This is a genomic window from Solilutibacter silvestris, assembly GCF_002895945.1.
In the GTDB taxonomy this organism is placed as follows: Bacteria; Pseudomonadota; Gammaproteobacteria; order Xanthomonadales; family Xanthomonadaceae; genus Solilutibacter; species Solilutibacter silvestris.
The window spans coordinates 564,214-587,841 of the sequence record NZ_NPZB01000002.1; the positions used below are offsets into that span (position 1 = coordinate 564,214).

A 23,628-nucleotide genomic window follows, 5' to 3' on the forward strand; every position below is an offset into this window, starting at 1 on the left:
CCCTGAGGGTTGGCGATCAAGAAACCACCAACCCTAGGAAGTAGTAACACCGATAGCTACATGGTGATGCGCGAGGCAGGCCGAGTGCCGGAGTGCTAACAGCACTCCAACTGCGAGTAGAGCAATCCATGAGCTAATCCCAGTTGGAACGACCCAAAAATCGTCCGACCGTTCCGCGGGGTTGGTGCATAGCCCGCAGCGAAAGCTGCGAACGCTTGCGCCGACATTCGCGTGCCGGTGCAGGCCTTGCCAAAGGTTTTGCACACATGGACAAACAACAACACACCGCACACGAGCGCGGCCCCCTGCTCGACAACTACACCGCTAACGAACTGCAACTCGCATGGCCCATCGCCAAAGCGGGCGCGCGCCTTGGCGTGTGTCGCACAAAGGCTTACGAACTCGTTAACTCGGGGCGATTGAAGGCAGTCAACATCGCCGGGAAGCGTGTCATCCCGGAATCGGAACTGCAACGGCTTGTCTCCGAATTGTTGGAGGCCGCATGAGCCTCAATACCAACCAGACGCGTGTTTATAGCCTCAAACTCGCTGGCGATGAGGACCCAATTCTAAGGGTCGCACTTCCCAAAGACACACCGCGCAATTATCGGGCACCCCTGATGCTGTTGCGGTGGTATCAAGACCTTCAGGTCGAACTCGAAATGTGTTTTCCGGGTGAACCATCGGTCTACGATCATTTAAAAAAATCATTACTCGTCATGCTGCGAGTCGTACGCCACGAGGTTCATGGCTGGGCCCCCGAGAGCGTGCATGAGGAGGTATGCCGCAACGACTTGCTCGGTCGGTTAGACGGGGTCCTGGGGCGCGATGAAAGCGCGGAGGAGCAGTCATGAGCATGGCCTACCCATCCAACATTCTCGCGACCGCGCTTGCGCCCGCACCCGTCCTTGCGCCGAAGATCGAGGTTCAGCGGCTGCGCACGATTCGGCTCTATGGCAAGCTCGGGGCGCAATTCGGCCGCGTGCATCATCTGGCGGTTGCCAATCCTGCGGAAGCCGTGCAGGCGTTGATTCACCTGCATCCGGGCTTCGAAAAGTTTCTCATGGAAGCCAAAGACAACGGCATGGGTTTCTCCGTGTTCGTTGGTACGCGAAATATCGGCGAAAAGTCCCTGCGGCACCCGTGCGGAAACGAGGATATCCGCATCGCGCCAGTGCTGTTGAACAGCAAGAATGGATGGACTCAAGTGTTGCTGGGGATAGTGCTTATCGCGGCAACTATTGTGCTGGACATCTGGACATCTGGACGTTGGGTGGATTTTCCGAGGCAACTTACGGCGCAGGCTACGTCTACGGCATTTCAATGATCGTCGGCGGTGTCACCCAGCTTCTATCCCCTCAGCCGAAGCTCAAGAAACCATCCGAGCGCGCAGACAACACCCCGAGCTACAACTTTTCCGGCCCCGTCAACACGTCCGCGCAAGGGCACCCCGTCCCGCTGTTGTACGGCGAGATGATCGTCGGTTCCGCTGTCGCATCGGCGGGCATCAATATCAAAGACAACGGCTACGCGCCGGTCAACAGCGCGCCAACTGGTGGCGGACGTGCATGGACTAGTGCGGACGGAACGCTAAACACCGCTGGTGCCTACACGTATGGCGGGGGTGCCGCATGACCGCGCCTTCGATGACTTCCACCGAGTCCAACCTATTCACGGCAATGGCCGGCGACCTGGTGTTGCGATTCGGCGACGTTCACGCCGGGCTTTATGAAGCCCTGAACCGCATGGCGCAAGAGCGTGCGAAGGTTGGTGATGCTTGAATGTCTCCGAGATTTACGCGGCACTGGCCGCGATCGATGCCGCACTCGACGCCGGACGCATCACGCTAGAGGACTATCGCGGCATGCTCGCGGATCGCCTGCTTGAGCTCGTCCGCGCGGCGGACAAGTCCCCCGAAGGGCGCGCAATGCTCGTAGAACAGCGCAAGCGCGCAATGTTGGCGATCAATGGCAAGGACGAAAGCCTGAAAGACTTGGACGTTGACTATGCCGACCGCGCCTATGGCTGCATGGTTGTGTTAGTTATCGACCAAGTGCAGGCCGGTCGTAAAGCGCAAGGGCGCGGTCGCTACGAGCACCAAGAGCACGAATTCGCACGGGCGCGACTCGCATCGATTTGTGCGGCCACGGATTTGGCTTGCGTCCTGCTTGAAGCCTACGCATGGCCCGGCGATGACGTGTCCACCGCCGACACTTTCAACCATCGCGAGGCATGGGATCGCGCAAGCAAGGCTGGCATTAAGGCGCGTGAGTTGCAAAGCCGCATCGGCGCAAAAGTGACTCCGCGAGTCGATCAATCATTTGTTCCGCGTCATGTCACCGGAAATGGCGGTGCTTCTTGAGGCCCGTCGATAAGTTTCTAGCCGCGCTTCCTGGGCGCTATCGGGGGAATGGTCACGGCAAGTGGAGGTCTGCTTGTCCTGCGCACGGGGGTGACAATCCGGGCGCGCTGGCAATTGCCGAGGGCGAGAACGGATCTGTTCTGCTTCATTGCCATGCGCATGGGTGCGATGCGGCCGCGATTGCCGAAGCCTTGGGGCTCAACCTGACAGACTTGTTCCCGGAGGATACCAAGCGGTCGAGTGCAGGGCGTGGCCGCGAGCAATTCAAGTACCACAACAAGGCAGAGAGGCCGCCCGCCGCCGACGTGACGCAAGAGGGGCAACCCAAGCGCCGGCTGTTCACGCTGACGCGCTACGGCGAAATCGTGCGCAAACCGACTCAATGGCTGATTCAGGGCTATTTGGTGCAGGACACGACGGCCGGCCTGATTGCAGCGCCAGGATCGTGCAAATCGTTCATGGCGATCGATTGGGCCTGCCGCGTGGCAACGGGTACGCCATGGAACGGGCGTGCAGTGAAGCAAGGCGCAGTGTTCTATCTCGCGGGTGAAGGTCATGCCGGTCTGTCCAAGCGCGTTGAGGGCTGGGAAATCGCCAACGGGGTAGATATGAAGTTCGCGCCTTTGTTCATCTCTAGCGGCATGCCCTTTCTTTGTGACTCGGACAACATCGAGCAAACGATTGAAACGATCGAGGAAGCGGCTGACGCCGTTTTTTTTCAGGCAGGGGTTGAACCTGCACTAGTCGTCATCGACACGGTGGCGCGCGCCATGAACGGTGCCAACGAAAACGCAACCGAGGACATGGGGCAATTCGTCAATGCCATGGACGAGATACGCAAGCGATGGGCCTGCACGGTGCTTTCGGTTCACCACACGGGACTAAGTGAAGGCGGGCGCGCGCGCGGATCAAGCGCCTATGCCGCCGCATTGGACAGCGATTTTTTCTTGACGAGTGCGGGTGAAGTGGTCCATTTGAAGGCAGGTGAAAAGCACAAAGACTGGTCCACCCCCCGGTCCATCACCCTAACGAAGGTCGAAGTTGAAACGTCGGTTATTGGTGAGGATGGGAAGCAGGAAACGACCTTGGTGCTGCACGATGCTGCGGGTGCAGTTATGGCGTCTGCACTGCAAACGCAGCGGGAAAAGGCCTTGGAGTTGCGGGCGCGCGGCCTTTCACATCGAATCATCGCCGACACCGTTGGAGCATCCAAAACCACAGTACAGCGATGGCTCAAAGATGCCGCGTAACCAGGTGGTCCATTCGGGGGTACTACGTACCCCCCGAAAAGTGGTCCACCCCACATGGTCCACGGACCACTCACACATGGACCGCACTGGTCCATGGACCGCTACAAATTCCAAGGAACAAACCCATGAAGCAATGCATCGCCTGCGGGCGAACCCTGAAACCCCACCGACACGGCAAGCGCAACCATTGCAGCGGACGGTGTGCTGCATTCGCCCAGCGGCAGCGATTCGTGGCGGTGCGCGAAGCCCGGCGAGAAGCGTATTCCTCGCGTGGAGGGGGCGCGGAGGCCCGCGATTCCGCACCCCGCGACCCGTAAAAAAGGACATCTAAATCAATGAGTTACAGAATCAGAGGCAGCCCAAAGCCGTGACCCTTGCCATTGAAAGGCAGGGAATGGGAAATTAAATCCTTATAAATCAAATAGTTATCAATGAAATACGTCCCGTACGGACAGCCGCGCGGAAATGTACCACCACCACCCAAGGAACCCCAAATGTCCGACCCAACCCCCGAACAAATCGAAATCGAACGCCTGCGCACCCACAACGCCGCCCTTTTGGACGAGTTGAAGGGTCTGAAAGCCGACAACAAGCGCCTGGGCGACGAGCTAACGACCGCGCACGGCGAACGTGATGCAGCACTAGCCCAGGTCGAAAGCTTCGCCGTAGGCGATCCGGTGAAGCGCATGCTGGATGACGTAAGCCCGTGCCCTGACTTGATGAAGCATCTACTCGACCGTGAGGGTTACACGTTCGCCCGCGAGAATGGCGCAATCGTCATGCGCGACCGCGATAGCAACATCCCGAAGATCATGGACGGAACGACTGAACGTGACATGGCGTTCACCGCCGCTGACCTTTGGGCGGTGCTGGGCGAGCCGCATAAGTTGCTCGAACAACGAAGCGAGGTCGCGCGCGAGTTTGCATTTACGTTCAAAGCGCCCGCAGTGAATGGCGGTGGCGCTGGCCCATCGCACGGGCGCGTTACGTATCCGCCAGCACCAACGCCTGCACCGACACCTACCGCGTCCCCGGCGTTGGGCATTCGCTGAACGAACGCCACGCCCGCGCGATTGACAAAACGCGGGCGTGGTATAATTCACCTGTCGCAAACCTTGTGGGTTCGCGCAACCGCAACACGCCCTTGTGGGGCATCCGCGCCAGGCAGTAGCCGCGCCGCGTTCGATCCAATCCATCCCCACAAGGAATCTTTATGCCTACTACCGCCACGCGGATCGCGGACGTTATCGTCCCCGATGAATTTACCGACTACATCATCCAGAACACCGCCGTGAAATCGGCGCTTGTCGAGTCTGGCTTGTGTGTCCGCAATACCGCCATCGATGCCGAACTGATGGCCGGCTCCGATCAATTCACCATCCCGCACTGGAATGACCTGCCCGACGACGAGGCGGACATTATTTCGGATGACCCCGACGTGCTTTCGCAGCCGCACAAGGTGAACGCGGGCAAACAGGTTGTGCGCAAGAGCTTCCTGCACAATTCGTGGTCAACCATGAACCTTGCAAGCGAACTGTCCGGCAGCGATCCGCGTGCCCGCATTTCGACCCGTGCCACTGCCTATTGGACGCGCCAGCTTCAACGCCGCCTTGTCGCCAGCTTGAACGGCATCCTTGCCGACAACGTGGCGAACGCCTCCGGCGACATGGTGAAGGACATTTCTGGTGGCGCGGGTGCCGCCGCCGTGTTCGCGGCTCCCGCCGTCATCGATGCAGCCGGCACGTTGGGCGATTCGATGCGCGACGTGGTGGCGATTGCCATGCATTCCGACACGTACAAGGTTGCGCTGAAGAACGACATGATCCAGGTGTTGCAGCAGAGCGATGGCGGTTTCATCCATGTGTACCGTGGCCTGCAGGTTGTGGTCGATGACGGCCTGCCCGTGTCGGCTGGCGTCTACACCACCGCGCTGTTTGGTGCGGGCGCTGTTGCCTACGGCGTCTCCGCGCCGCGCATCGCGCTTGGCACCGAAATCGAACGCCGATGGGCGGCAGGTAACGGCGGCGGCATGGATATCCTGCATTCGCGCGTCAACCTTGCCGTGCATCCCAGTGGCTTTGCGTGGAAGGGCGCGACCATGGCCGGTGCCAGCCCGTCCCTTGCGGAACTTGCACTCCCGGCGAACTGGGGACGCGTGTTCGACCGCAAGAACGTGAAGCTGGCGTTCCTGAAGCACAAGATCGCCTAACGGATAGGGGCGCTGTCGTCGCGGATGGATTCATGGGTTCCATCATCGGCGGCAGTGCCCCGTTTTCATACATGGCACGAGCGAACCGCGTTGCAATCGACCGCAAGCCCCCGCGAGGTGCGGAGGACAAAGTGCGGGCATGGGCTAGCGAAGGCACCAACGTGAAGGGCATCGCCCGAAGCCTTGGCGTATCGCTGGAAACCTTCAATGTCTGGATGGATCGTCACCAATCGCTGCGGGATGCGTTCGAGGAAGGGCGGGAGACAGAGCGAAAAATGCTCCATTCGGCGCTATACCAGCTCGCCGTAGGCGGCGACAAGATCGCGGCCATGTTCCTGTTGAAGTCACGCCACGGATACCGCGAGGGCGACCAATCGGAGCAGGCAAACCGGGTGAACGTCACCTTCAACCTGCCCGGCGCGATGCCGTTGGATCAATTCAAGAAAGGGCGGGTGATCGAACATGATCCAGACGCTTGAACTAAACGAATTTCAGCAAGCCGCCATGGCCGTACCGGAGGAACTCGACCTGTTCCTGGGCGGTGGCCGTGGTGGCGGCAAGAGCTATGCACTCGCGCTGTTGTGCTTACGTCATGCCGAACAATACGGCAGTGATGCGCGAATGCTTTACATCCGCCGCACGTACAAGGGGCTGGCGGACTTTGAACTTGTCTGCCGTGACCTATTCGGCAAGGTGTACGGCACCGCTGCACGCTACAACGCGGCGGAACACGTGTGGCGCTTTCCGAATGGCGCGTATCTCGAACTGGGCCAGCTTGAAAGTCACGCGGACTATGCGAAATATCAAGGCCGCAGTTTCACCATGTTGCAGGTGGACGAGGCCGGACAATTCCCCGATCCGGGCCTGTTGGACGTGCTGCGGTCGAACCTGCGCGGCCCGAAGGGGCTACCCATCCGCATGACAGTTGCGGCAAACCCCGGCGGTGCTGGGCATCATTGGCTGGCACAACGTTACGTGTTTCGCGCAGCGCCGTGGTCGGCATTCAATGAACCCAAGAGCAAACGCGAATGGGTCTATGCGCCATCCACGTTCGCTGGGAATCACTTCATCGACCGCGAGCAATACGCCGATCAGTTGGAGTCCGCATGTCCCGACGATCCCGAATTGTTGAAGGCATGGACGGACGGAGACTGGGCGGTCAATCGCGGCGCTTACTTCGCCGGGTGTCTGGATGAAAACCGCAACGCGGTGGAGCCGTGGGACGAAATTCCCGAAGGCTGGGACGCATACCTTGCGCACGACTTTGGCAGCGCGGCCCCGAGCGCCACGTATGTGTTTGCGCAGTCACCCGGCGACGAAGTGGGCGGGGTGTTTTACCCGCGCAATAGCCTGGTCATCGTGGACGAGCTGGCGACGTACAAGGCGGGCAATCACAACCTTGGGCTGGGCTGGACGGTGCCCGTGCTGGCCGATGCAATCAAGGCTATGTGCAAGCGATGGAGCATCCGCCCTGCGGGCGTGGCGGACGATGCGTGCTTTGCGCGGACGGGACACGGTGCGGGTTCCATCGCGGACGAATTCAGGCAGGCGGGCGTGGCCTTCCATCCGGCGCGCAAGGCCGACCGCATGAGCGGCTGGAATCGGATGCGGCGTTTGCTCGCGGCAGCGGGCGACCCCGACCGGGCAGGCTTGTACGTAGCGCGGACATGCACGTATTTCTGGGCGACCGTGCCGTATCTCCCGCGCGATCCCAAACGCATCGAGGACATGGATAGCACCGGCCCGGATCATGGTGCCGATGCGGTGCGCTACGGATGCCTGCGGCAATCGTGGCATGCAGAGGTTAGGCCGCTGCATCTTTGAAAAACTTTCCGCGTGACTGTCCGCGTGAGTTTTTGCGGCAGCGTATAAAAAAGAAAAACCCCTGAAAAATCAGGGGCTTATCTGGTGGGCGGTGCAGGGATCGAACCTGCGACCCTTGCCGTGTGAAGGCAATGCTCTACCGCTGAGCTAACCGCCCGGGAGCCGCCCAGTATAACGAGCAGTCACGGATTTGTCAGCCCGGGAGGCCACTTCTTCTCAGAACCGCTCCTTCAGCACCCGGTTGATTTCCTGCTCGACCATGCCCTTCATCGGCGCGAGGAAGATCCCGAGTTTGGCGAGGATCTCGACTTCGCCAGGCAGCAGGCGGATGCTGCCATCGACGCCGCTGCGGCTGAAATGCAGGGCGTCATCCTGCCAGCGCGTCTCCACCGCGAGCTTGCGTTGCAGTGATTCCACGAGTTCCGTCAACGCGTTGCGGGCGTCGTCCTGATTGAGGGAGTGGGCGTGGCGGATGTGGATGTTGGCCATGGCGATGTCCGTCAAAGATCAGCCATCGTAACCGCCAAGATACGCATCGAGCCGTCTGCTGCGCAGCAGGGCGGCGGCTTCATCCAGGGAAAACGCACGTTGCAGGCGCAGGCCTTCGAGGATGCGCACGATCGCCAGTTCCACTTCCGGGCTCGATGCCAGTGCGGGATTCTTGCCGCGTTGTTCGATCACGTCGAACAGCACGGCGTTGGCCTGGGCATAAGTGAGCGGCGGGGTCGCGCCATGCGCCTGTTTCCATTTTCCGCTGGCCAGCACCGTGTTGACGTGCGATTGGATCAGGAAGGTCGCGCGGCCGATCAGCTTGAGGTTGCCGGGTTGTACCGCGGTCATGGTGTTGCCGACGACGCGACCGAGCTTGGCCATGATGGCGGTGGAATGGGCGTTGAGCAGCATCTTCAGCGCGATGATGCGATCAAGTTCCAGCGGGTCGTGGCGGATCGGCAACACGACATCGAGCAATGCTGGTCGCGGCGATCCTGCACGCAACGCTGCGACTGTCCGTTGCAGCAATGGTGCATCGCCGACGTGGATAATGTCGATGGAGGCGCCATTCGTGGTGAATGTCCGCAGCCAGCGCATGCTGGAAGTGTCCGGCGTTTCCGCGCCGAGCAGGATCATCGCGCCATGGTCGCCTTGCGCCGGGCCGACCGCTTGCAGGTTGCGCGGCGAGAACGACAGGTCGTAAAGCGTTTGCTGTTCGGCGCCGGCATTGGCGAGACTGCGCGCCGCTGCAGCTTTCAGCCAGGCATCGTCGATCTGCGTCGCGAACGGTTGTGCATACAACGCGGGATCAAGGCCATGGAAGAACCGATGCAGCAGCAATCGCCACGCGGAATCGGCATCGTCCACTGGCGCCCACACCTGGATCCACGAGCGGCGTTCCTTGGCATCGACGCGATCCAGCGGCGCAAGGCGGAAGGTCGGTGCGCGTTCGGTGACATCGACGAATACCGGCATCAGGGCGTGACCGGCCAGATAGGTGGTGTGGTGGCCGCTGGCGTAGGTGGCGGATTCGCGATCGGTCCATGCCGCCAGTCGTGGCGCGGTGGCGGCGACGGTGTGTTGCAACGTGGAGAATTCGCGCAGGCGCGCGGCGATCGTCGCGCGTCCGTCGAAACCGAGTGCGCGCAATTCCGTTTTCGACAGCACGGGTGCGAGCAGGTGGTGGATCGCGTCCTCCATCACCACGCCCAGCGCGTACAGGCTGGTGGTGGTCGCCTGCATGCGCGTCGATCCGGTGATCGCCTGCGGGCCCGTGGCAAGGTTGACCTTGGTGATGCCCGACGCCTCGATCACTTCGCGGCTGCGGGTGAACGGCAGCAGCACGGTGTCGGGATTGTTGTAGACGAACCAGGTTTTGCCGGGGCGACCACCGTTGAGTTCGGCGCCAGCCTTGGCGGTGCCGATCACCGCCGAGGTTTCGCCGCCTTCGGTCACCGCGAACACCACGTCGTCGCGGCGGATGCCGTTGTCCTGCAATTGCAGGCGACCGATCAGTTGCAGGTCCTCGAAACCTTCCAGCGAGGCGATCAATGCGCGATCGCCGCCGGTGATTTCGCCGCGCACGTGATCGCCGATGCCGGGCAGCGCCTTGTCGATCTTGCGCCACGACGGAGTTTTCGCCGCGCGTTCCCAGAACGGTCGCCACAGGCTGCTTTCCAGCGTTTCCGCCAGCCGACCGGTCGATCCGGTGCCGTAGAAATACACGCGATGGCCATGACGCAATGCATCCTGCATTGCCTTCGAGGCGTTCTCGAGTTGACGCAGGCGCGCGGGATCGGCGGCGACGGCATCCATCGTGCGCGTCACGTCGCGATCGACCGCGAACAATTCGCGCAGGCCGGCCGTGGTGTCGCTGGCGATCCTGCGGCTCAGATCCATCGTCTGCGGATGGCGCTGTTCGGTGAGCAGGGTGTGCAGTTGGAACTGGCGCTTGTTCGCCACGTAATCCAGCGATTGCGCGGAGGGGGTGATGGCGAGCAGGTGGAGGACATCGCCATCGTTCGCCTGCCTGCCTTGCGCGATGCCGGTGACGCAGGTGAGCAGGGCGCAAGCAATGAAGACGATGGCTCTGGGCATGGCAGGCTCCGGACGATTGCGCAGATGGTGCCACGCGTGCCGCCATGATCGGATCGCCATGCATGTTGCAGTGCAATGGGCAGCGGTTTCTATGGTTAAATCGGTGCATCGTGAATGCCTTCGCCCTCCGTTTCCCCGACCACACCCACGCCGATCTCGCGCTTGCGCCGGGAGCGACCGGCCTGGGTCTCGATCCCGATCAGGAACGCGGCCTGCGGGTGGCGCCGTTGGGCGAACCTGCATTGATCGAACTGGTGGTCGACCAGCGCGGCGTGTGGATGAACGTGATGCCCGACACCTGGGGTGTCCACGTCAACGGCCGCCCGATCCGCAAGCTGGCGATGCTGCACGCCGGCGACAGCTTGCATGTGGAGGGTCGCGAAATGGTGCTGGCCAGTGCGGCGTCGGCGCAGCCGGTCGCCGGCTCCGCGCGCCCGCGTGGCTGCGATGTGATTCCGGTGCTGCGTGGTCAGGGCGGCGCATTCCACGGTCAGGCGGTTCCGGTGGGTGATCCTGCCAACGGCGCCACGCCATTGGTCGGGGCGACGGTGGACATGCAGGATGCCGATGTGCGCGTGTCCAGTTTCGATCCGATGGTGCCGCTGCAGGTCAACGGGATGACGGTAACGTCGGCGTGGCTGCGCATCGGCGACCAGCTGGTGTTGCCGAACGGCCAGCGCTTCCTGTTCGAAGGCCCGGAATTGCGCGCGGATGCCATCGAAACCAGTGTCCGCGCACCGATGCCCAAGGCGACGCCGGAAGACGACACTCCCAAGCGCATGCGCATGCCGTGGTTGCTGATCGCGGCGGCGGCGATCGCCATCGTGTTGCTGGCGCTGTTCTGGTTCGGAGTTTGAGATGGCGCGTGTCCTGAACTTCAGCGCCGGACCGGCGGTGATGCCGGAAGTGGTGTTGCGGCAGGCACAGGAGGAAATGCTCGATTGGCGCGGCACCGGCGCCTGTGTCGCCGAGCTCAGCCATCGCGGCGCACCGTTCATGGCGCTGGCGTCAGAAGTCGAAGCCGATGTGCGCAACTTGCTCGCCGTGCCGGAATCGCACGCCGTGCTGTTCCTTGCCGGCGGTGCGACCACGTTGCAGGCCCTGTTGCCGCTGAATATCGCCAAGCAGGGCCAGCGCGCCGACTATCTCGTCACCGGCCATTGGGCGAAGGTGGCGATGAAACAGGCGGCGCCCGCTGCGGACGTGCATGTGGTGGCCAGTGGCGAAGCCGGGCAGTTCCGTTCGATCCCGCCGCGCAGCGAATGGCAGCGTTCGCCCGATGCCGCGTATTTCCATGTCACCGCCAACGAAACCATCCACGGCGTCGAATTGCCGGATGACATCGACGCTGGCACCAGCGCGCCACTGATCGCCGATTTCAGCTCCAACATCGCCTCGCGCCCGTCGGATCTGTCGCGCTATGCGATGGTCTATGCCGGTGCGCAGAAGAACCTCGGGCCGTCGGGGATCACTCTCGCCATCATCCGCAAGGACTTGCTGGAACGCCGCGGCCAACCGCGCGCGGACATCCTCACCTGGGCCTCGCACGCGGCGCAGGGTTCGATGCTCAACACCCCGCCGACTTGGAACTGGTACCTGCTCGGCCTGTGCGTGCGCTGGATGATCGAGCAAGGCGGCACTGCGGAATTCGCCCGTCGAAATGGCGAAAAATCGGCGCTGGTGTACGCCGCGATCGACGACTCGGAAGGTTTCTACCGCAACGATGTCGTGACATCGGCGCGCTCACGCATGAATATACCGTTCGTGCTGCATGACGCCGCGCTGGATGCGGCTTTCCTCGCCGAATCGCAGGCTGCGGGCCTGATCGGGCTCAAGGGCCACAAGGCCATCGGTGGAATGCGTGCATCGCTCTACAACGCCATGCCGGTCGACGGCGTGCGCGTGCTCGTCGACTTCATGCACGATTTCCGGAAACGCCATGGCTGACCAACCTTCACCCGCCGATCTCGCCGCGTTGCGTGCGCGGATCGATGGCATCGACTCCAATATCGAGGAACTCATCCTCGAGCGCGCGCGCTTCGCCCGGCAGGTCGGGCAGGCGAAGGGCGATCTCGCCGCGGCGGTCGACTATTACCGTCCGGAACGCGAAGCACAGGTGCTGCGTCGCGTGATCGATCGCAACGCAGGGCCGCTCAGCGATGAAGTGCTGGTGCGCCTGTTCCGCGAAATCATGTCGGCCTGCCTGGCCCAACAGGAACCGCTGAAAGTCGGTTACCTCGGGCCCGAAGGCACGTTCTCGCAGCAGGCAGTGCACAAGCATTTCGGACATTCCGTGCGCGGCTTGCCGCTGGCCAGCATCGAGGAAGTGTTCCAGGAAGTGGATGCCGGGCATGCCGATTTCGGCGTGGTTCCGGTCGAGAATTCCGGGCAGGGCACCATCCAGTCGACGCTCGACATGTTCCTGACCTCGCCGTTGGCGATCTGCGGTGAAGTCGAACTGCGCGTGCACCAGCACCTGTTGTCGCGCACCGGGCGGATCGAGGACATCGAACGCGTGTATTCGCATCCGTTGTCGCTGGCGCAATGCCGCGGTTGGTTGCGCCAGCATCTGCCGAACGCCGAACGCATTCCGGTATCCAGCAATGCCGAGGCGGCACGCCGCGCGCGCAATGCCGATGATGCCGCGGCGATCGCCGGCGAATCCGCGGGCATGGTCTACCAGCTCAAATCGATCGCCGGATCGATCGAGGATCGCGACGACAACACCACGCGCTTCCTGGTGATCGGCCGTTCGCTGTTCCCGCCGTCCGGCAACGATCGCACTTCGCTGCTGGTGTTCATCCACGATCGTCCCGGCGCGCTCTACGGCATCCTCGAGCCGCTGGCGCGCCACGGCATCAGCATGAACCGCATCGAATCGCGGCCGTCGCATTCGCGGTTGTGGGAGTACGCCTTCTTCATCGACGTCAGCGGCCATCGCGACGAATCGCCGTTGAAGGATGCACTCGCGGAGATCAACAGCACCGCCGGTGATGTGCGGGTGCTGGGTTCGTATCCCGTCGCGGTGCTTTGATCATGTTGGAACACCGAGTCCAGCCGGCCATCCGCGGCCTGCGCGCCTATGATCCCGGCCACGACATGGTGGCGTTGCGACGCGCGGCTGATGCCGCGTTGGTTGAACTTGGTTCCAACGAAAATCCCTACGGCCCGAGCCCACTCGCGCGCGATGCAGTTGTGAAGCATCTCGACGAACTCGCGTTGTATCCCGATCCGCGCGGCGGTGATCTCAAGCGCGCGCTGGCACAGCGGCATGGCGTGGCGGTCGAGCAGATCGTGCTCGGCGACGGATCGCACGAACTGCTGATGCAGCTGGCACAGGTGTTCGCCGGGCCGGACGCGGGCGTGGTGGCGTCGCAATACGGATTCGCGGTGTACTCGATTGCGGCTGCTGCGGTTGGCGCGCCGTTCCGCGCCGCACCGGCATTGGCGATGGATCACGCGATGGCGGCCGGCCACGATCTCGACGCGATTGTTGCGGCGGTCGATGCCAACACGCATCTGGTCTATCTCGCCAATCCCAATAATCCCACCGGCACCTGGTGTGGCATCGACGCGATCGAGCGATTCCTCGCACGCATACCCGATGACGTCATCGTTGCCATCGACGAGGCCTACGCCGAATTCGTCGATGCGCCGGAGTGGGCGTCGGCGATCGCGCTGGTGGCGCGGCATTCCAATCTGATCGTGTTGCGCACCTTCAGCAAGGCGCATGGATTGGCGGGATTGCGCGTCGGCTACGGCATCGCGCAGCCGGAATTGATCGGCTGGCTGGAGCGTGTACGCGAGAGTTTCAACGTGAACTTGCTGGGTCTTGCCGCGGCGGAAGCCTCGCTCGGCGATCCCGCGCATGTCGGCGAAGGCGTGCGCAAGAACAAGATCGAACGCGAGCGCTTGGCGGATGCATTGCGTTCGCGCGGCCTGTTCGTGTTTCCCTCGCAGACCAATTTCCTGCTGGTGCGATTTGGTGAAGATGCCGCGCGCATCGATGAAGCCTTGCGTACACGCGGCATCGTACCGCGGCCGATGGGCGGCTACGGCTTGCCCGACTGCCTGCGCATCACCATTGGCACCGCGGACCAGAACGCGACGCTGCTCGCCGCGCTGGATGCGCTGCGATGAGCGCGTGGATCGCATCGAAAGGCCAACCGCTGCATGGGCGATTGGCGATTCCCGGCGACAAGTCGGTGTCGCATCGCGCCATCATGCTGGCAGCGTTGGCGGAAGGGCGTTCGCATATCCATGGCTTCCTAGAAGGTGGCGATACCCGCGCGACCGCCGCGATTTTCCAGCAACTTGGCGTACGTATCGAAGCGCCGGAACCGTCGTTGCGCATCGTCGATGGCGTTGGTTTGCATGGCCTGAAGGCGAGCGCGTCCGATCTCGACTGCGGCAATGCCGGCACCGCGATGCGCCTGCTCTCCGGCCTGTTCGCCGCGCAAGCATTCGCGAGCACGCTGGTTGGCGATGAATCGCTGACGAAGCGGCCGATGCGTCGCGTGATCGAGCCGTTGCGGATGATGGGCGCGCAGATCGAAGCAGCCGAAGGCGATGTTCCGCCGTTGCGGGTTTCGCCCGCATCCACCTTGCGAGGCATCGATTACGCGTTGCCGGTTGCCAGCGCGCAGGTGAAATCGGCGCTGCTGCTGGCCGGCCTCTATGCCGACGGCACCACACGAATCACCGAGCCGCACCCGACCCGTGATTACAGCGAACGCATGCTGCAGGCCTTCGGCTGGCCGATTCGTTTCGGCGAAGGTTGGGCGGAAGTGGAGGGCGGTCATCGCCTGATCGCCACCGACATCCACGTGCCCGCCGATTTTTCCTCTGCGGCATTCGCGCTGGTCGCCGCCTGCGTCATTCCCGGTTCCGACTTGGTGCTGCAACAGGTGGGGATGAATCCGCGTCGCACCGGCCTGCTGCGCGTACTCGCGATGATGGGCGCCGATATCCGCGCCGACGATGCCAAGGGCAACGATGGCGAACCGGTCGCCGATCTATACGTGCGTGCAACGACCTTGCGCGGCATCGATGTGCCGGTCGACTGCGTGCCCGACATGATCGATGAATTCCCGGTGTTATTCATCGCCGCCGCATTGGCCGATGGCATCACCCGCGTGCGCGGCGCCGCCGAACTGCGCGTCAAGGAATCCGACCGCATCGCCGCGATGGCCAATGGCTTGCGCGCACTTGGCATCCGCGTCGATGAAACTCCGGACGGCGCCGACATCCACGGCGGCAGCTTGCACGGCGGCGTCATCGAAAGCCATGGCGACCATCGCATCGCGATGGCATTCGCGGTGGCGGCGCAACGCGCGTCCGCCGATGTGGAGATCCGCGACACCGCCAACGTCGCGACGTCCTATCCGGGCTTCGCGGCCTCGACGCGTTCCATTGGGTTCGACCTGCGCGGCGATTGATCGGCGCGCATCACCTCGGCAACAAGATCACTGCGACAACTTGAACTCGATCGGCACGGTGGCGTTGCTGGCGACCGGCGTGCCATGCGCCAGCGCAGGTTTGAAGCGCCAGCGCCGCACGCTCTGCAAGGCTGCGCGGTCGAGGTCGCGATCACCGCTTGATTCCACCAGGCTGCTGTCGGTCGGCACCCCCTCGGCGTCGATTTCCACTTTCACACGGACGCGGCCTTCGCGCGACATCTGCATCGCAGTGCGCGGATAGTTTGGTGCCGGCTGGCTGATCGGCACGGCCGCCGAAGTCGCGCCGTTCGTCGTGCCCGCGCCGTGGGCTGCCGTCGGAGCATTGGCGATCGCGCTGTCGTCACTCGGCGGTGGTGCTTTCGGCGCCGGTGGCGGCTTCGGTGGTTCCAGCAGGCGCGGCTGGTCGCCGGACGACGGAGCACCGCTATCGGCTGGCGTATCGGTGATCGATCCGCCGGGCGTCGGTGTCGGCAGCGGCGTGTATTCCTGCCCCGGTTCGCTCTTCGCCACCGGTTCGACGGTGAAGAACTGCTTGCGGGTCTGGCCCCACATCAGCAGGAACAACACGAAGCCGACGCCGAGCGCGGCGAGCAGCCATGGTGTGTTGCCGCGGCGGGCGAAGGCGGACAGGCGTTGGAATGCGGCGGAAGCGCGGATCTTCTGGATGAATTCGGGCATGCGTGGGGGAGGAGGCGGCCGAACCCCGATTCTGGCACGGATGCGGGGCGCTGCTCTGGGCGATAATGGGCGGTCATTCACGTTGCCCGCGCACCCATGCTCGATCCACACCTGCTTCGTACCGACCCCGCTGGACTCGCCAAGCAACTGGCACGCCGTGGTCATGTGCTGGATGTCGCCACGCTCGAGCGGCTGGAAGGCGAACGCAAATCGCTGCAGGTGCGCACCCAGGAACTGCAGAACCTGCGCAATACCCGCAGCAAGGCCATCGGCATCGCCAAGGCCAAGGGTGAGGACGTCGCGCCGCTGCTGGCGGAAGTGGCGGGCATGGGCGATGAATTGAAGGCGAGCGAAGCGCGCCTCGACGTGATCCGTGGCGAACTCGAAGCGATCGCGCTCGGCATTCCCAATATTGCCGATGCCTCGGTGCCCGATGGCGACGACGAAAGCGCCAACGTCGAACAGCAGCGCTGGGGCACGCCGCGCGCTTTCGATTTCGCGGTGAAGGATCATGTCGAACTCGGTGCGCGCAACGGTTGGCTCGATGCTGAAAGCGCAGCCAAGCTCAGCGGTGCGCGTTTCACCGTGCTGCGTGGCGGCCTGGCGCGACTGCATCGTGCGCTGGCGCAGTTCATGCTCGATCTCCACGCCGGCGAACACGGCTACGAGGAAACCAATGTCCCGGTGATCGTCAACGAGGAATCGATGCGCGGCACCGGGCAATTGCCCAAATTCGAGGAAGACCTGTTCTCCACGCAACTCGGCGAACACAAGCGCTATCTCATCCCCACTGCGGAAGTGCCGCTGACCAACCTCGTGCGCGACGACATCGTCGATGCCACGACGTTGCCGCTGCGCATGACTGCGCATTCGATGTGCTTCCGCGCCGAAGCCGGTTCGGCGGGACGCGATACCCGTGGCATGATCCGCCAGCACCAGTTCGAGAAGGTCGAGCTGGTGTCGATCACCAAGCCCGGCGACAGCGACGCCGAACACGAGCGCATGACGCGCTGCGCGGAAACCGTGCTGGAGAAACTCGGCCTGCCGTATCGCCGCATGCTGTTGTGCGCCGGCGACATGGGCTTCTCCGCGCGCAAGACCTACGATCTCGAAGTCTGGTTGCCCTCGCAGGACACGTACCGCGAGATTTCCTCCTGCTCCAACTGCGGCGATTTCCAGGCGCGACGCCTGCAGGCGCGCTGGCGCAACCCCGAAACCGGCAAGCCGGAACTGGTGCACACGCTCAACGGATCGGGTGTCGCGATTGGCCGTGCGCTGATCGCGGTGATGGAGAATTACCAGAACGCCGATGGCAGCATCACCATTCCGGAAGTGCTGCGGCCGTACATGGGCGGGGCCGAAAGCATCGGGTGATGGCGGAGAGAGTGGGATTCGAACCCACGGAAGGTTTAACCCTTCGCCGGTTTTCAAGACCGGTGCCTTAAACCACTCGGCCATCTCTCCTGTACGTTAATTCTCGCATGACTCGCTATGTGGGTTCGACAAATCGGCAGGGACTGTCGATTTGGACAGCCGCAGGCTGTCCGCGTAGCGGTGAGGGCCATGGGTGAGAAACCGTGCTTGCGCGCCATGGTGCGCGCGGTTTCGAACGCCCGAGCGCTGCACGCGAGGGCCGGCAAGCCCGAATCAATCTCACCGCTTCCGCCAAATCGGTGGGCCGCCATGTCGGATTTCCCCGACGCCTGATCGCGGAATTTGACGGTTTCCACAGTTTGGCAGACGCGCTAACCTGTCCCCGTCGAAATGAGGGAGGGCCGCATGACGATTCGTGTCTATCTGGTGGACGACCACGCCCTGGTGCGTGCCGGCATGAAAATGATCCTGGCCGGCGAGGTCGATATCGAAGTGGTGGGCGAAGCCGAGACCGGCGAAACCGCACTTGATCAGGTGCGCCAGCTCAAGCCCGACGTGGTGCTGTGCGACATCCATCTTCCCGGGTTGAGCGGGCTGGAAGTCACCGAACGCATCACCCGCAGCCTGCCCGAGACCAAGGTCATCGCGGTCTCGGTGCTGGAAGATGGCCCGATGCCGAAGCGCCTGCTCGATGCCGGTGCCAGCGGTTACGTCGGCAAGGGCGGCGACGCCTCGGAATTGATCCGTGCCGTGCGCGATGTCGCGCGCGGCAAGCGTTTCCTCGCCAATGGCATCGCCCAGGCGATCGCATTGTCGTCGGTGAGCGGTGGCGGATCGCCGTTCGATGAGCTCTCGGGTCGCGAACTCGAAGTGTCGTTGCTGCTGATGCGCGGGCTGCGCCAGGAAGAAATCGCCAAGCGATTGTCGTTGAGCGCGAAGACCGTCAACACGCACAAGTCGCGGGCGTTCGAGAAACTCGGGATCCGCGACAACGTCGCGCTCGCGCGTCTTGCCACTCAGTACGGCATGGTCGATATCGCCGACGCGGTTTGACAACGATTCGCAGAACAAAAAAACGCCGGCATGACCGGCGTTTTTTTCATTTCAGGCGATGCTGTTTCAGGCGTCGTGGGCGCGCTCGATCTCGTCACCTGACAGATGCGGGACGACAGCGTGGTCCGCTTCCGGCACGTGAGCTTCCTGGCTGGCGAGTTCAATCGCAGACTCTTCAGCCGGCGCTTCTTCGATGGCTTCCGGTTCCTGCGTCTGCACAGGTTCCGGTTTCGCGACCTGCGGTTGGGGCGCAGCGGCTGGCGCAGCCGGACGCGGCATGCGCATCGAATCGACCAGGGACACCGCGATGGCGGCCGACAACGGCATCGCCTGGTTGGTTTCGCGCGGTGGCGTGTTCGCGAACATCATCGACGGGCCTGCAGCTGCGGGAGCAGCGGCAGCCGGCGCGGGAGGTGTCGTCGCCAGTTCAGGAGCCACTTCGGTGGGCTGTGTTTCCACAAGCGGCTCGGGCGTTGCGGTGCGCTGCGTCGCTGCGACAGCGCTTTCCACGGCGCGTTCCACTACGACAGGCGCCTGCTCCGCAACAGCTTGCGGTTGCGGCGCGCGCACCGGTGCGGGCTTCGCGACAGCAGCGGCATCCTCACCGAGATCGTCGAACTCGAATTCCGGCTGGTGACCGTTGCCGATGGTGCTCACGGCGGCTTCGTCGTCGCCGATGTCGTCGAACACGTCATCGCCGCCAGCTTCGCCTTCGACGCCGCCCTTGCGACGGCGACGACCACCACGGCGGCCGCGGCGACGCTTCGGCTTGTCATCGTCTTCCGGCGTGGTATCGGTGTCGATTTCCACGCCTTCGACCGTCGCGGCATCGCTGGCCGGCTTCACGGTGTCCGATTGCTCCGAGGCAACATTGACTGCCGTGGGGGCAGCTTCCGGTGCGGCATCCTGCGTCACGACGACTGTCGTCGCGACCGCTGCCTCCGCCGCGGCATCCAGGCGCTCGATGTTGCCATCAGCCCCTGCATCAACTGCCGCACCTTCGCCACGTCCACGACGATTGCGGCTGCGACGGCGGTTATTGTTGCTGCGCGGTTCGCGTTCGCCCGCAGTCTGTGCCGGTTGTTCGTTCGCGGTCGTGACATCGGCGGCAGCCACCTGTTCCTGCTGCTGTGCGCGCGGAGCCTGCTGTTGCTGCGCCGGCTTGTTGCCCGGCTGTTTCTGGTTGCCTTGCGGGGCGTTTTGCTTGCCTTGATTCTCGCCACGTTCGCGTGGCTGGCGCTGCCCGTTGTTCTGGCCGCGTTGCTGGCCATCGCGCGGACGACGATCGTCGCGGTCACGCTTGTTGCCGCCACGATCATTGCGCGTTGCCTGCGTTTGCGCAGGCGCGGGAGCAGGCGCTACAGCCGGTGCCTCGTCGCCGCCGACCAATGCGCTGACGATGCGGCCGAGCAGGCCCTTGCGCTTGACGGGTGCGGGCGCAGCCACTGGAGCGGGCGGCGGCACCGGCGCGGGTGCGGGCACAGGTGCTTCGGGACGAATCGGTGCCGGCTGTGCAGGCTTGACCGCCTTGACCATCGGCTCCGGGATATTGAGATGCGACTTGCTCAAGGCATGCGTCGGCACCTTGCGCGGCGTACCGCGGTGGTAGCTGGGCTTGCTGGTTTCTTCGCCGAGTTCGTTCTCGCGGATGCGCGTGACTTCGTAGTGCGGCGTGTGCATCTGCTCGTCGGCGACGATCACCATCGGCGCACCATGGCGCTGTTCGATCTCGCTCAGCGCACGGCGCTTCTCGTTCAACAGGTAGTTGGCGATTTCGACCGGCGCCTGCACCAGCACTTGTCCGGTGTTGTCCTTCATCGCGTGTTCTTCGGCGAGACGCAGGATCGACAATGACAGCGATTCGACGCTGCGCATGCGGCCGTGGCCTTCGCAACGCGGACAGACGATCTGGCTGGCTTCGCCCAGCGACGGACGCAGGCGCTGGCGGCTCATCTCCATCAAGCCGAACTTGGAGATGCGGCCAAGCTGCACGCGCGCGCGATCGGAGCGCAGGGCGTTCTGCAGGCGGTTCTCCACCTCGCGCTGGTGCTTGCTCGATTCCATGTCGATGAAATCGATCACCACCAGGCCGCCGAGATCGCGCAGGCGCAACTGGCGCGCCACTTCCTCGGCCGCTTCCATGTTGGTGTGGAACGCCGTTTCCTCGATGTCGCCGCCCTTGGTCGCGCGCGCCGAGTTGACGTCGACCGCGGTCAAGGCTTCGGTCTGGTCGATCACCAAGGCGCCGCCGGAGGGCAGGCGCACTTCGCGCTCGTAGGCGCTCTCGATCTGCGATTCGATCTGGAAGCGGTTGAACAGTGGCGTGTCGTCGGTGTACGGCTTCAGCTTGCGCAGCGACTGCGGCATCACCTGCTCGACGAATTCAAGCGCTTCGGCGTACATCTCCGGCGTGTCCACCAGGATTTCGCCGATGTCGGGGCGCATGTAGTCGCGCAGGGCGCGGATGATCAGGCGCGATTCCTGGTAGATCAGGAACGGCGCCGGCTTACTCAGCGCGGCTTCGGCGATCGCCTTCCATGCCGACAGCAGGTAATCGAGATCCCACTGCAGTTCTTCGGCATCGCGACCGACGCCGGCGGTGCGGATGATCACGCCCATGCCATCGGGAATCGCGAGTGCATCCATCGCGCGCTTCAGTTCGGCGCGATCATCGCCTTCGATGCGGCGCGACACGCCACCCGCGCTCGGCGAGTTCGGCATCAGCACCATGTAACGGCCGGCCAGCGAAATGAAGGTGGTCAGCGCGGCGCCCTTGTTGCCGCGTTCGTCCTTTTCGATCTGGACGACGACTTCCTGGCCTTCGCGCACCAGTTCGCGGATGTTGCTGCTGCGATGGTCGGTGCCGGGCTGGAAGTAGTCGCGCGAGATTTCCTTCAGCGGCAGGAAGCCATGGCGTTCCGCGCCGTATTCGACGAACGCCGCTTCCAGCGACGGCTCGACACGGGTGATCTTGCCCTTGTAGATGTTGGACTTTTTCTGTTCTTTCGAGGGTTGCTCGATGTCGATGTCGTAGAGGTTCTGTCCATCGACGATGGCGACGCGGAGTTCTTCCGCCTGCGTCGCGTTGATCAGCATGCGCTTCATGAGTGGTGTTCCCTGCGCTCTACGGCGCGGAACACCGGGGCATCGTGCCTCTGGAGACCGCTGGCCGCGCATCGCTGCGCGGGCCTTGGAGTATTCCAGCGCTACAACACCACGGCGGACCGCGGGAGCGCTTTGATGTTCTGGTTGTGGGTGCCGGCCGCATCGCTTCCGGGGAAACGACGCCACGCGACGAATGTGCAGCACGGACGCGAACGCCCGACGATCGAGTTCGCTGCCGCCCAGCCGGTTAACATGACCGCCCCGCGGACGGTGATGCCGGTTGCGCGGTTTCGCTGCGGCGGGCTTTCGACCCGAGAGTGCAACGAAATCAGGAACTTGTCCCGTCCATAGAGTGTAACAGATCGAACATGGCCAATTCAGGATCACCAGCTTCCAGTCCCGGGGTCCGCATGGTCCGCGTTCCCGAGGATCGCGATGGCCAGCGGCTGGACAATTTCCTGCTGGGCCAGCTCAAGGGCGCGCCCAAGTCATTGATCTACAAGATCGTTCGCTCCGGGCAGGTGCGGGTGAACGGTGGCCGCGGCAAGCCCGAACGCAAGCTGGTGGCCGGCGATGAAGTCCGCATTCCGCCAGTACGGTTGGGTGAACCCGAGGAATCCGCGCCGCCGCCCAGGGGCCTGCTGGAGGCGCTGGACGCCGCCATCGTCTTCGAGGACAGCCGCCTGCTCGCCCTGAACAAGCCGTCCGGGCTGGCCAGTCACGGCGGCAGCGGCATCCGCCATGGCGCGATCGAATCACTGCGCGCCCTGCGGCCAAATGAATCGCTGGAGCTGGTCCATCGCCTCGATCGCGACACCTCGGGCCTGTTGATCGTGGCGAAGAAGCGCTCGGCCTTGCGCGAACTCCAGGCACTGATGCGCGAGGATCACGGCGCCGGCATCGACAAGCGCTACCTGACCCTGTTGGCCGGGCGGATGCCGAACGGCACGATGGATGTGGATGCCCCGCTGCTGATCGGCTTGCGCCAGGGCGGCGAACGCCACGTGCAGGTGAACGATGGCGGCAAGGAATCACGGAGCCACTTCAAGCTGTTGCAGCGTGTCGGCGGACACTCATATTGCGAAGTGAAGATCGACACCGGCCGCACCCACCAGATCCGCGTGCATGCCCAACACATCGGTCATCCGGTGGCGGGCGACGACAAGTACGGCGATGGCGAGGTCAACAAGCGCTTGCGCGACCAGGCCGGATTGCGTCGGTTGTTCCTGCACGCGGCATCGCTGCGTTTCGCGCTGGATGGCGGCCGTGAGGACTACGTGCTGGATGCGCCGCTGGCGCCGGATTTGCGCGAGGTGCTGGACAAGCTGGGTTAGTTCATTCCGCCAACGCATCGGCCTTCGCCGCGCAGATGAAGTCGTTCTCGCTCAAGCCGCCGACATCATGGGTGGAATAGCGCACCACGCAGCGGTTGTAGTGCACCGACAGGTCGGGATGGTGGTCCTCGCGATGGGCGATATGGGCGAGGGCGTTCACGAAGGCCATCGTCCGGTAGTAATCCTCGAACTGGAAGGTCTTGTTGATGGCATGGCCGTCCTCGACCAGCTCCCAGCCCGGCACCTGCGGCAACAGGTCGCGGACGTCCGCTTCGCTCAAGCGGTGGGAGGCGCCCACGCGTGCGCAGCAATGGGCCTGAACCAAAGGAATCATGTCGGACATGGCAACTCCTGCAGGCGGCTCGGGTCGGACGCCGGGACGGCTAGAATAC

24 protein-coding genes and 2 tRNA genes are annotated in these 23,628 nt (G+C 63.3%); 19 read left to right on the plus strand and 7 right to left on the minus strand.

Annotation, left to right across the window (positions count from 1 at the left end):
• The first annotated feature begins 266 nt into the window (after window positions 1-266).
• The 11 genes from Lysil_RS10250 to Lysil_RS10290 all read left to right on the plus strand — a co-directional run bounded on the left by Lysil_RS10250 (window position 267) and on the right by Lysil_RS10290 (window position 7,644).
• Window positions 267-506, plus strand: coding sequence for a helix-turn-helix domain-containing protein (locus Lysil_RS10250; RefSeq protein ID WP_103075487.1), 240 nt, complete (start codon window positions 267-269; stop codon window positions 504-506).
• Window positions 503-853 carry a hypothetical protein gene (locus Lysil_RS10255; protein WP_103075488.1) on the plus strand — a complete coding sequence of 117 codons (351 nt, stop codon included), beginning with the start codon at window positions 503-505 and terminating at the stop codon, window positions 851-853. The genes Lysil_RS10250 and Lysil_RS10255 overlap by 4 nt, the downstream gene beginning before the upstream one ends.
• Window positions 850-1,326 carry a tail assembly protein gene (locus Lysil_RS13590; protein ID WP_240600502.1) on the plus strand — a complete coding sequence of 159 codons (477 nt, stop codon included), beginning with the start codon at window positions 850-852 and terminating at the stop codon, window positions 1,324-1,326. The genes Lysil_RS10255 and Lysil_RS13590 overlap by 4 nt, the downstream gene beginning before the upstream one ends.
• On the plus strand, window positions 1,323-1,634 hold the full coding sequence (locus Lysil_RS13595) for a tail assembly protein (protein WP_240600504.1): 312 nt from the start codon (window positions 1,323-1,325) through the stop codon (window positions 1,632-1,634). Before Lysil_RS13590 ends, Lysil_RS13595 begins: the two co-directional genes overlap by 4 nt.
• Window positions 1,631-1,780, plus strand: a complete 150-nt coding sequence (locus Lysil_RS13420) for a hypothetical protein (protein WP_165782465.1) — start codon at window positions 1,631-1,633, stop codon at window positions 1,778-1,780. The genes Lysil_RS13595 and Lysil_RS13420 overlap by 4 nt, the downstream gene beginning before the upstream one ends.
• Window positions 1,777-2,361, plus strand: a complete 585-nt coding sequence (locus Lysil_RS10265; RefSeq protein ID WP_103075489.1) for a hypothetical protein — start codon at window positions 1,777-1,779, stop codon at window positions 2,359-2,361. Before Lysil_RS13420 ends, Lysil_RS10265 begins: the two co-directional genes overlap by 4 nt.
• Window positions 2,358-3,611, plus strand: coding sequence for an AAA family ATPase (locus Lysil_RS10270; protein WP_165782466.1), 1,254 nt, complete (start codon window positions 2,358-2,360; stop codon window positions 3,609-3,611). Before Lysil_RS10265 ends, Lysil_RS10270 begins: the two co-directional genes overlap by 4 nt.
• Window positions 3,612-4,105: 494 nt before the next feature.
• Window positions 4,106-4,663 carry a hypothetical protein gene (locus Lysil_RS10275; protein WP_103075491.1) on the plus strand — a complete coding sequence of 186 codons (558 nt, stop codon included), beginning with the start codon at window positions 4,106-4,108 and terminating at the stop codon, window positions 4,661-4,663.
• A 161-nt stretch (window positions 4,664-4,824) separates the two neighbouring features.
• Window positions 4,825-5,820, plus strand: a complete 996-nt coding sequence (locus Lysil_RS10280) for a major capsid protein (RefSeq protein WP_103075492.1) — start codon at window positions 4,825-4,827, stop codon at window positions 5,818-5,820.
• A 32-nt stretch (window positions 5,821-5,852) separates the two neighbouring features.
• Window positions 5,853-6,299, plus strand: a complete 447-nt coding sequence (locus Lysil_RS10285) for a hypothetical protein (RefSeq protein WP_103075493.1) — start codon at window positions 5,853-5,855, stop codon at window positions 6,297-6,299.
• Window positions 6,283-7,644 carry a phage terminase large subunit gene (locus tag Lysil_RS10290; protein ID WP_103075494.1) on the plus strand — a complete coding sequence of 454 codons (1,362 nt, stop codon included), beginning with the start codon at window positions 6,283-6,285 and terminating at the stop codon, window positions 7,642-7,644. The genes Lysil_RS10285 and Lysil_RS10290 overlap by 17 nt, the downstream gene beginning before the upstream one ends.
• An 82-nt stretch (window positions 7,645-7,726) precedes the next feature.
• On the opposite strand, the gene Lysil_RS10295 is transcribed toward Lysil_RS10290, so the two are convergent.
• From Lysil_RS10295 to Lysil_RS10305, 3 genes are all read right to left on the minus strand, one after another.
• Window positions 7,727-7,801, minus strand: a tRNA-Val gene (locus tag Lysil_RS10295).
• Window positions 7,802-7,860: 59 nt separating this feature from the next.
• Window positions 7,861-8,133, minus strand: a complete 273-nt coding sequence (locus tag Lysil_RS10300) for a polyhydroxyalkanoic acid system family protein (protein WP_103075495.1) — start codon at window positions 8,131-8,133, stop codon at window positions 7,861-7,863.
• Between the two features lie 18 nt (window positions 8,134-8,151).
• Entirely contained in the window at window positions 8,152-10,233 is a 2,082-nt protein-coding gene (locus Lysil_RS10305) for a hypothetical protein (protein ID WP_103075496.1), read from the minus strand.
• Window positions 10,234-10,343: 110 nt separating this feature from the next.
• Between Lysil_RS10305 and Lysil_RS10310 the strand changes: the two genes are divergently transcribed.
• Genes Lysil_RS10310 through aroA form a run of 5 tightly spaced genes read left to right on the plus strand, consistent with a single transcriptional unit; the run spans window position 10,344 to window position 15,671 of the window.
• Window positions 10,344-11,090 (plus strand): FHA domain-containing protein, encoded by a 747-nt coding sequence (locus Lysil_RS10310; protein WP_103075497.1) that lies wholly within the window; start codon window positions 10,344-10,346, stop codon window positions 11,088-11,090.
• 1 nt (window position 11,091) lies between these two features.
• Complete coding sequence (gene serC / locus Lysil_RS10315; protein WP_103075498.1) at window positions 11,092-12,180, plus strand: 3-phosphoserine/phosphohydroxythreonine transaminase; 1,089 nt, start codon at window positions 11,092-11,094, stop codon at window positions 12,178-12,180.
• Complete coding sequence (gene pheA, locus Lysil_RS10320; protein WP_103075499.1) at window positions 12,173-13,267, plus strand: prephenate dehydratase; 1,095 nt, start codon at window positions 12,173-12,175, stop codon at window positions 13,265-13,267. Before serC ends, pheA begins: the two co-directional genes overlap by 8 nt.
• 2 nt (window positions 13,268-13,269) lie before the next feature.
• A complete protein-coding gene (hisC, locus tag Lysil_RS10325) occupies window positions 13,270-14,373 on the plus strand; it encodes a histidinol-phosphate transaminase (protein ID WP_103075500.1) in 1,104 nt (367 codons plus the stop codon).
• Window positions 14,370-15,671 carry a 3-phosphoshikimate 1-carboxyvinyltransferase gene (gene aroA / locus Lysil_RS10330; RefSeq protein ID WP_103075501.1) on the plus strand — a complete coding sequence of 434 codons (1,302 nt, stop codon included), beginning with the start codon at window positions 14,370-14,372 and terminating at the stop codon, window positions 15,669-15,671. Before hisC ends, aroA begins: the two co-directional genes overlap by 4 nt.
• A 27-nt stretch (window positions 15,672-15,698) precedes the next feature.
• On the opposite strand, the gene Lysil_RS10335 is transcribed toward aroA, so the two are convergent.
• A complete protein-coding gene (locus Lysil_RS10335) occupies window positions 15,699-16,370 on the minus strand; it encodes an energy transducer TonB (protein ID WP_165782467.1) in 672 nt (223 codons plus the stop codon).
• Between the two features lie 96 nt (window positions 16,371-16,466).
• On the opposite strand from Lysil_RS10335, the gene serS reads away from it, so the two are divergent.
• Entirely contained in the window at window positions 16,467-17,744 is a 1,278-nt protein-coding gene (serS, locus tag Lysil_RS10340) for a serine--tRNA ligase (protein WP_103075502.1), read from the plus strand.
• Here the strand turns inward: serS and Lysil_RS10345 are convergent.
• Window positions 17,745-17,834, minus strand: a tRNA-Ser gene (locus Lysil_RS10345).
• 315 nt (window positions 17,835-18,149) lie between these two features.
• Between Lysil_RS10345 and Lysil_RS10350 the strand changes: the two genes are divergently transcribed.
• Window positions 18,150-18,797, plus strand: coding sequence for a response regulator (locus tag Lysil_RS10350; protein WP_103075503.1), 648 nt, complete (start codon window positions 18,150-18,152; stop codon window positions 18,795-18,797).
• 66 nt (window positions 18,798-18,863) lie between these two features.
• Here Lysil_RS10350 and rne read toward each other — a convergent pair whose 3' ends face one another.
• Window positions 18,864-21,902 (minus strand): ribonuclease E, encoded by a 3,039-nt coding sequence (gene rne / locus Lysil_RS10355; RefSeq protein WP_103075504.1) that lies wholly within the window; start codon window positions 21,900-21,902, stop codon window positions 18,864-18,866.
• Between the two features lie 368 nt (window positions 21,903-22,270).
• Here rne and Lysil_RS10360 point away from each other — a divergent pair, with 368 nt between their 5' ends.
• Complete coding sequence (locus Lysil_RS10360; RefSeq protein ID WP_103075505.1) at window positions 22,271-23,236, plus strand: RluA family pseudouridine synthase; 966 nt, start codon at window positions 22,271-22,273, stop codon at window positions 23,234-23,236.
• Window position 23,237: 1 nt separating this feature from the next.
• On the opposite strand, the gene Lysil_RS10365 is transcribed toward Lysil_RS10360, so the two are convergent.
• Complete coding sequence (locus Lysil_RS10365; protein ID WP_103075506.1) at window positions 23,238-23,579, minus strand: 4a-hydroxytetrahydrobiopterin dehydratase; 342 nt, start codon at window positions 23,577-23,579, stop codon at window positions 23,238-23,240.
• Window positions 23,580-23,628: the final 49 nt, after the last annotated feature.

Excerpts from the sequence above, each read along its gene's own strand:
- serS (WP_103075502.1), top strand. The coding sequence starts at position 16,467 with ATGCTCGATCCACACCTGCTTCGTACCGACCCCGCTGGACTCGCCAAG.
- Lysil_RS10335 (WP_165782467.1), bottom strand. The coding sequence starts at position 16,370 with ATGCCCGAATTCATCCAGAAGATCCGCGCTTCCGCCGCATTCCAACGC.
- rne (WP_103075504.1), bottom strand. The coding sequence starts at position 21,902 with ATGAAGCGCATGCTGATCAACGCGACGCAGGCGGAAGAACTCCGCGTC.
- hisC (WP_103075500.1), top strand. The coding sequence starts at position 13,270 with ATGTTGGAACACCGAGTCCAGCCGGCCATCCGCGGCCTGCGCGCCTAT.
- Lysil_RS13595 (WP_240600504.1), top strand. The coding sequence starts at position 1,323 with ATGATCGTCGGCGGTGTCACCCAGCTTCTATCCCCTCAGCCGAAGCTC.
- Lysil_RS10275 (WP_103075491.1), top strand. The coding sequence starts at position 4,106 with ATGTCCGACCCAACCCCCGAACAAATCGAAATCGAACGCCTGCGCACC.
- Lysil_RS10305 (WP_103075496.1), bottom strand. The coding sequence starts at position 10,233 with ATGCCCAGAGCCATCGTCTTCATTGCTTGCGCCCTGCTCACCTGCGTC.
- aroA (WP_103075501.1), top strand. The coding sequence starts at position 14,370 with ATGAGCGCGTGGATCGCATCGAAAGGCCAACCGCTGCATGGGCGATTG.
- Lysil_RS13590 (WP_240600502.1), top strand. The coding sequence starts at position 850 with ATGAGCATGGCCTACCCATCCAACATTCTCGCGACCGCGCTTGCGCCC.
- Lysil_RS10255 (WP_103075488.1), top strand. The coding sequence starts at position 503 with ATGAGCCTCAATACCAACCAGACGCGTGTTTATAGCCTCAAACTCGCT.
- Lysil_RS13420 (WP_165782465.1), top strand. The coding sequence starts at position 1,631 with ATGACCGCGCCTTCGATGACTTCCACCGAGTCCAACCTATTCACGGCA.
- Lysil_RS10250 (WP_103075487.1), top strand. The coding sequence starts at position 267 with ATGGACAAACAACAACACACCGCACACGAGCGCGGCCCCCTGCTCGAC.
- Lysil_RS10285 (WP_103075493.1), top strand. The coding sequence starts at position 5,853 with ATGGGTTCCATCATCGGCGGCAGTGCCCCGTTTTCATACATGGCACGA.
- Lysil_RS10300 (WP_103075495.1), bottom strand. The coding sequence starts at position 8,133 with ATGGCCAACATCCACATCCGCCACGCCCACTCCCTCAATCAGGACGAC.
- Lysil_RS10280 (WP_103075492.1), top strand. The coding sequence starts at position 4,825 with ATGCCTACTACCGCCACGCGGATCGCGGACGTTATCGTCCCCGATGAA.
- Lysil_RS10290 (WP_103075494.1), top strand. The coding sequence starts at position 6,283 with ATGATCCAGACGCTTGAACTAAACGAATTTCAGCAAGCCGCCATGGCC.
- Lysil_RS10365 (WP_103075506.1), bottom strand. The coding sequence starts at position 23,579 with ATGTCCGACATGATTCCTTTGGTTCAGGCCCATTGCTGCGCACGCGTG.
- Lysil_RS10360 (WP_103075505.1), top strand. The coding sequence starts at position 22,271 with ATGGCCAATTCAGGATCACCAGCTTCCAGTCCCGGGGTCCGCATGGTC.
- Lysil_RS10350 (WP_103075503.1), top strand. The coding sequence starts at position 18,150 with ATGACGATTCGTGTCTATCTGGTGGACGACCACGCCCTGGTGCGTGCC.
- pheA (WP_103075499.1), top strand. The coding sequence starts at position 12,173 with ATGGCTGACCAACCTTCACCCGCCGATCTCGCCGCGTTGCGTGCGCGG.
- serC (WP_103075498.1), top strand. The coding sequence starts at position 11,092 with ATGGCGCGTGTCCTGAACTTCAGCGCCGGACCGGCGGTGATGCCGGAA.